The following is a 5236-nucleotide window of genomic DNA, read 5'->3' as shown; positions in this document are numbered from 1 at the left end:
CAGGCGCCCGTGGTTCGGCGAGGGGGGCTCAGGCTTCGGCCCGGGTCCGGGCTTCGGACCCGGTTTCGGACCGGGACGACGGGGCGGACGCGGTCGCGCTCGGCGCGGCGACGTGCGCAGCGCGATCCTGTCGCTGCTGGCGGACGGCCCGGCCAACGGCTACGGCCTCATGAAGGGCATCGAGGAGCGCTCGGGCGGCATCTGGCGCCCCAGCCCCGGCTCGGTCTACCCGACCCTCCAGCAACTCACCGACGAGGGCCTCCTCGAGGAGGTCACCACCGACGGGCGCGCGGAGCACCGGCTCACCGACGCCGGACGCAACCACGTCGAGGAGCACCGGGAGGCGCTGGACGCCGCCTGGGCGCAACTCGACGAGAGCGCCGACGAGCACGTGGCCTTCCTGCAGTCCATGCGCAAGTTGGTCGGCGTGCTCAAGCAGCTCGCCCGCGACGGTTCGCCGGAGCAGCGCGCGGCCGCGACCGCCAAGGTGGATGCCCTCCGCAAGGAGCTGTATCTGCTCCTCGCCGAGGACTGACCCCCACCCATGACGTCCGCCTGAGGGACGCCGCTTGGTGCCCCTCAGGCGGACGTCGTGCTGCACAAGGTGAGCAGCGAGATCTCGCTCGGAGCGAAGATCCGGAAGGGTGGCCCCCAGTAGCCCGTGCCCCGACTGGTCCACACCTGGGTGCGATCCCCGTGTCGCGACAGCCCTTGCACGACCGGCTCGCGCAGCCGCACGAGGTAATGGAAGGGCCACATCTGCCCGCCGTGCGTGTGGCCGCTGATCTGCAGATCGACGCGGTCGCGACTGGTGGCGATCAGGTGCGGCTGGTGCGCGAGCAGCACGATCGGCAGGTCGGGCACGCCGGCCAGGGCGGCATCGAGGTCAGTGCCATGGCCGGGGACACCGTTGCCGGTCGGGTCGTCGACGCCGGCGATGACGAGCCGTTCACCGACGACACCGTGGGCATTGAGCAGCACCTCCCAACCGAGGTCGGCCATGTGGGCGGTCCAGTCCCCGACGCCGCTGTAGTACTCGTGGTTGCCCGCAATGTAGAACCGGTATGCCGCGCGCACCCCTCCCAGCGCTGCCGACTGTTCGCGGCGGGCGGCGACCGAGCCGTCGGCCAGGTCACCCGCATGAACGACGACGTCCGCCCCGAGACCGTTGACCACGTCCACGACCCCGGCGCTCCAGGACGGCTTCTTGAACGAGTCGAAGTGGGTATCAGTGAGCACGGCGATGGTCATCCCGTCGGCTTCGGCCGACAGACCGCGGATCTCGATGTCCACCCGCCGCACCCGTGGGATCCGTCGCGCCTCGGCGAACCCCCAGAGTGCGAGGCCGAGCACGACGGCCGCCAGAACGACCGCGACCAGCCGCGAACGCACCGGATTCTCGATGCCCGCGACGAGTAGCGGTAGCCGGAGCACGAGATCGGTGATCAGCGTCCAGACGAAGAGGATCCAGCCGACACCGAGCAGGACGTGGGCAATCCGCGCAGCGCCATCGGACTCCTCACCCGTGTGGGCGCGCAACATGGTCACGACAAGTGTCACCGCGGCGAGCCCGGCCACCAGACGACCACCCCAGGCCAGCCAGTCGGGCCACCCTGCCTGCGACGGGAAGAGTCCCCAGGCGCCCACGCCGTAGAGCAGGAAGCAGATCAGGGTGAGGACGCCGAGGAAGATCATCCGTGCCCGGCGCGACATGCCCGGTCCCGGTGGAGGTGAGTCCACGGCATACGCCTCGAGGATGGCCTCGTCACCGGTGCGGTCGAGATGGGGTTCAGCCACGCAGGCTCCGTTTCGATCCGATCCGCAACAGTCTGCGCATCTGGGAGGGGACGAGACGGGGGAGTTTCTCGACCGCCTTGGCGTCGAGGCCGACGACGACCCGTGACTTCCGCCGGCGGGCCGCGTCGAGGATGATCCGGGCCGCGCGCTCGGGCGGCATCCGCAGGGCCTTGTCGGCGAAGGCGAGGGAACTCTCCACGTCACCGGCCGCGACCGATGCCGCCGCGCGAGCGCTCGTCGCGATCCGGGTGCGGATGCCGCCGGGGTGGACGGTGGTGACCCCGACGCCGTCGTCCTCGAGTTCTGCACCGAGTGACTCCGAGAAGCCCCGGAGACCGAATTTGCTTGCACAATAGGCGCTTTGCCCCGGGGGAGCGATGAGCCCGAAGAGGCTGGAGGTGTTGATGACGTGGGCGCCGTCGGCGCGCAGGAGGTTCGGCAGCAGGCCGTGAGTGAGCACGATGGGCGCCCGCAGGTTGATGTCGGTCACCCACTCGAAGTCCGCGATCGTCATCTGCGCGAACCGGCCGAACAGGGCGACTCCGGCATTGTTGACGAGCAGGTCGATGTGGTCGTGTGCCCGCCCGAGGTCAGCGACCAGGGCGTCCAGGTCCCCGCGGTTGCCGAGGTCGACGACGTGCGTGTCGACCTTGACATCGGGTGCGAGGTCGCGGATTGCCGTGGCGACCAGGCCCAGCCGCTCGGCGTGCCAGTCGACGAGGACGAGCACATCCGCGCCCTCGGTGGCCAACTCGTGGGCCATCGCCTCACCCATGCCGCTCGCGGCACCGGTGACGACGGCCGTGGCGCCGACAAAGTCGCGTCGAGGGAGTCGCATGCCCCGATTCTCCTCCGAAGCCGGCTGCGTCCAGGACGGCAGCACTGGGTCGACCGGGTCAGTACTCGCCTTTGATGACGAAAAAGGAGCCGCGGATCGTGCCGGCGAGCTTGGACTTCTGGCGCGCGAACTTGAAGCGATCGGCGAGCTCGGCCGGCACGTCCATCCCGTCGGAGAGTTTGAAACCGACCGCCCGCTTGCCGGCGTCCGCGAGCGTGTAGAGCACGTTGATCGCCAGCCCGTCCTCGTAGAAGACGTGGGTCCAGCGGATGCCGTCGACCTCGACCTCGGCGGTCTCCAGCGGCTTGGCGGCGATCACCAGGTCACGTTCGTTCTCGAGGATGTGTGCGACGTAGTCGATCCGGTCTGTGCTCTCGGACGCAGGCGTGACGACGAAGTCGACGTCGTACTTGTTCTTGAAGTAGCGGGACTCGTTGGCGCGCAGCCCGGCCAGGGCGTCCGCGACGGGGGAGGACTCGAGCCCCTCCGTCGAAACGTTCACGAAGTCGACGCGCTGTCCCATTGTGGTGTTCTCCATACCTTCTCGACGATCGAGCCGTCGTGAGTGTGACAGGGGCAGCGGGTTCAGTCGATGGCGCGAAAGGTCGTGGCGACGGGTTCGATGTCGGTCTGCGCGCTCATGGTCAGCTGCCCTTGGTGCTGGTCTGAGCCTGTTGGGTGGTGGTCTGCACGCTGGCGGTGGTCGAGTTGCCCGACGTGTCCGAGCTGCTCGTGATCCCCGAGGTGGTCGTGGTCCCCGAGGTGGTGGTCTCGCTGGTGGTGGCTCCCGAGGTCGTCGTGCCGGAGGCGACGACGGTCGATGAGTCGGTGTCGTGGGTCAAGACGTAGCCCAGGCCACCGGCTGCCACGGTCGCGGCGATGAGGGCGGCGCCGGTGAGGCGACGGGCCTTGCTGAGGGCGGGGCTGGTGGTCGACATGATGTCCTCCGAGGGCTGATTCGTTGATGAATCAACAGTCCTGCGACCCGCGAAGAGGACCCTTTGTGATCCCTGTCGGCTTCCTGTGAGGGTTGAGACCGCTCAGGGTTTGGGTGCGAGCGGCGTCACCGGCTGACCGGCCGCCGCCCACGCGCTGAACCCGCCGGCGAGGTGCGTCACGTCCGTGCGGCCCATGTCGTGGAGCGTCGCCGCGGCCAGGGCCGAGCGCCAGGCGCTCCCGCAGTAGAGCACGAGGGTCCGCCCGTCATCGAGCGCCGGCTTGTAGTAGGGACTCTCCGGGTCGACCCAGAATTCGAGCATCCCGCGCGGGGCCCGGTAGGCGCCGGGCAGGGTGCCGTCACGTTCCACCTCGCGTGGGTCGCGAATGTCGACGACGAGGTATGCCGGGTCGTCGAGCCTGGCCGCCACCTCCTCGACGCTGAGCGAGGGAACACGGGCGTCGGCCTCGGCGACGAGGGCGGCCGCACTGCGGACGAGGGGATCTCCGGGTGCTCGAGTCATCCCTTCACTCTGGCACCACCGAGCAGGTGGCGCACACCCCCGACAGGGCGGCATGTGTGGGGTCGAGGCGGAAGCCGCTGCTGTCGGCCAGGTGCCGCGCCGCCGGGTCGAGGACGGCGGCGGGCACGTCCCAGACCCCACGGCATACCCGACATTGGGCGTGAGCGTGGGGTCCGTGGTCGCTTACGAGGTGGTATGCCGTGGTGCCGTGACCCAGGTGGACGTGCTGCACGATCCCCAGGCGCGAAAAGGTTTCCAGCGAGCGATAGACGCTGGCCAGGTGCACCGACCGGTCGCGGCCGCTCACCCGCTCGGCGACCTGCTCGACCGTGAGGTGGCCGGCATCGACGAGCGCCAGCAGGACCGCCTGACGCGGTCGGGTCAGGCGCTCTCCCCTGGCGCGCAATCGCCGACCCACCTGGTCCAGCAGGTCTGTCGTCGACGCGGTGGTCTCGCTCACCTCCTCAGTGTCCCCGATCGGTTGTGCGCGCCTTGTCCAGGAGGGAAAGCAATGCTGCCTTGGCGGGCTCGACATCCGCGTGCGCCACGAGTCGTTCCTGGGTGAGGTTGATCGGGGTGCCGGTGACGTTCTCGGGTTGCGCGGCCGCCGCGAGTCGGGTTCCGTCCGCCAGTGCCTCCGACTGCGCCCGCCGCTGGGCGACGGACCCGCCGGCCAGTTCCCCGGCGTGGACGACGACGTCGGGGTCCAGGGCGTTGAGGGCGGCCACGACTCCCCGGCTCCAGGCCGGTGTCTTGAACGAGTCGAAGTGCGTGTCGGTGAGCACGCCGATGGTCGGGCCGTCCGCATCACCCGACGGTCGCTGGATCGGTATGTCGACGCGGCGCACGCGCGGCACGCGTCGCGCCTCCAGGTGCCCCCAGACCGCGAGGGCCACCGTGGTCACGGCGAGGACGACGGCCACGAGGCGGGACCGGAGCGGGTTGCCGACCCCGGCGAGCAGCAGCGGCAGACGGAGGAGCAGGTCGGTGACCAGCGTCCAGGAGAACAGGATCCAGCCGATGCCGAGCAGGACGTGCGCGATCTGGGCGGGGCGGTCCGAGGCCGCACCCGCGTGCGCCCGCACCATCGTGAGGAAGACGGTCCGGGCCCGCCCGGAGGGCAGGTGGTCGGCCGCCGGTG

The 5236-nt window shown here is 70.0% G+C and carries 7 protein-coding genes and 1 pseudogene; 1 reads left to right on the top strand and 7 read right to left on the bottom strand.

The window, feature by feature from the left end:
* On the top strand, positions 1–535 hold a 535-nt coding region (locus BN10_RS12200; protein WP_040751683.1), incomplete at its 5' end, for a PadR family transcriptional regulator.
* A 44-nt stretch (positions 536–579) separates the two neighbouring features.
* Here the strand turns inward: BN10_RS12200 and BN10_RS12195 are convergent.
* From BN10_RS12195 to BN10_RS15815, 7 genes and pseudogenes are all read right to left on the bottom strand, one after another.
* Positions 580–1797 carry a metallophosphoesterase gene (locus BN10_RS12195; RefSeq protein WP_010851559.1) on the bottom strand — a complete coding sequence of 406 codons (1218 nt, stop codon included), beginning with the start codon at positions 1795–1797 and terminating at the stop codon, positions 580–582.
* Entirely contained in the window at positions 1790–2635 is an 846-nt protein-coding gene (locus BN10_RS12190; RefSeq protein WP_010851558.1) for an SDR family NAD(P)-dependent oxidoreductase, read from the bottom strand. Before BN10_RS12190 ends, BN10_RS12195 begins: the two co-directional genes overlap by 8 nt.
* Positions 2636–2693: 58 nt before the next feature.
* The gene (locus BN10_RS12185) at positions 2694–3158 is read right to left on the bottom strand and encodes a hypothetical protein (RefSeq protein ID WP_010851557.1); all 465 of its coding nucleotides are present in this window, start codon (positions 3156–3158) and stop codon (positions 2694–2696) included.
* Positions 3159–3279: 121 nt separating this feature from the next.
* Positions 3280–3573 (bottom strand): hypothetical protein, encoded by a 294-nt coding sequence (locus BN10_RS12180; RefSeq protein ID WP_010851555.1) that lies wholly within the window; start codon positions 3571–3573, stop codon positions 3280–3282.
* A 102-nt stretch (positions 3574–3675) separates the two neighbouring features.
* Positions 3676–4095 (bottom strand): rhodanese-like domain-containing protein, encoded by a 420-nt coding sequence (locus BN10_RS12175; RefSeq protein ID WP_010851554.1) that lies wholly within the window; start codon positions 4093–4095, stop codon positions 3676–3678.
* 4 nt (positions 4096–4099) lie between these two features.
* A complete protein-coding gene (locus BN10_RS12170) occupies positions 4100–4555 on the bottom strand; it encodes a Fur family transcriptional regulator (RefSeq protein ID WP_010851553.1) in 456 nt (151 codons plus the stop codon).
* Positions 4556–4559: 4 nt separating this feature from the next.
* Positions 4560–5236 (bottom strand): annotated as a pseudogene (locus BN10_RS15815) (hypothetical protein); the annotation flags it as partial.

Source organism: Phycicoccus elongatus Lp2 (genome assembly GCF_000367525.1).
Taxonomy (GTDB): Bacteria; Actinomycetota; Actinomycetes; order Actinomycetales; family Dermatophilaceae; genus Phycicoccus_A; species Phycicoccus_A elongatus.
This window is presented reverse-complemented; position numbering and strand designations above follow the sequence as displayed.

Excerpts from the sequence above, each read along its gene's own strand:
- BN10_RS12190 (WP_010851558.1), bottom strand. The coding sequence starts at position 2,635 with ATGCGACTCCCTCGACGCGACTTTGTCGGCGCCACGGCCGTCGTCACC.
- BN10_RS12185 (WP_010851557.1), bottom strand. The coding sequence starts at position 3,158 with ATGGGACAGCGCGTCGACTTCGTGAACGTTTCGACGGAGGGGCTCGAG.
- BN10_RS12175 (WP_010851554.1), bottom strand. The coding sequence starts at position 4,095 with ATGACTCGAGCACCCGGAGATCCCCTCGTCCGCAGTGCGGCCGCCCTC.
- BN10_RS12180 (WP_010851555.1), bottom strand. The coding sequence starts at position 3,573 with ATGTCGACCACCAGCCCCGCCCTCAGCAAGGCCCGTCGCCTCACCGGC.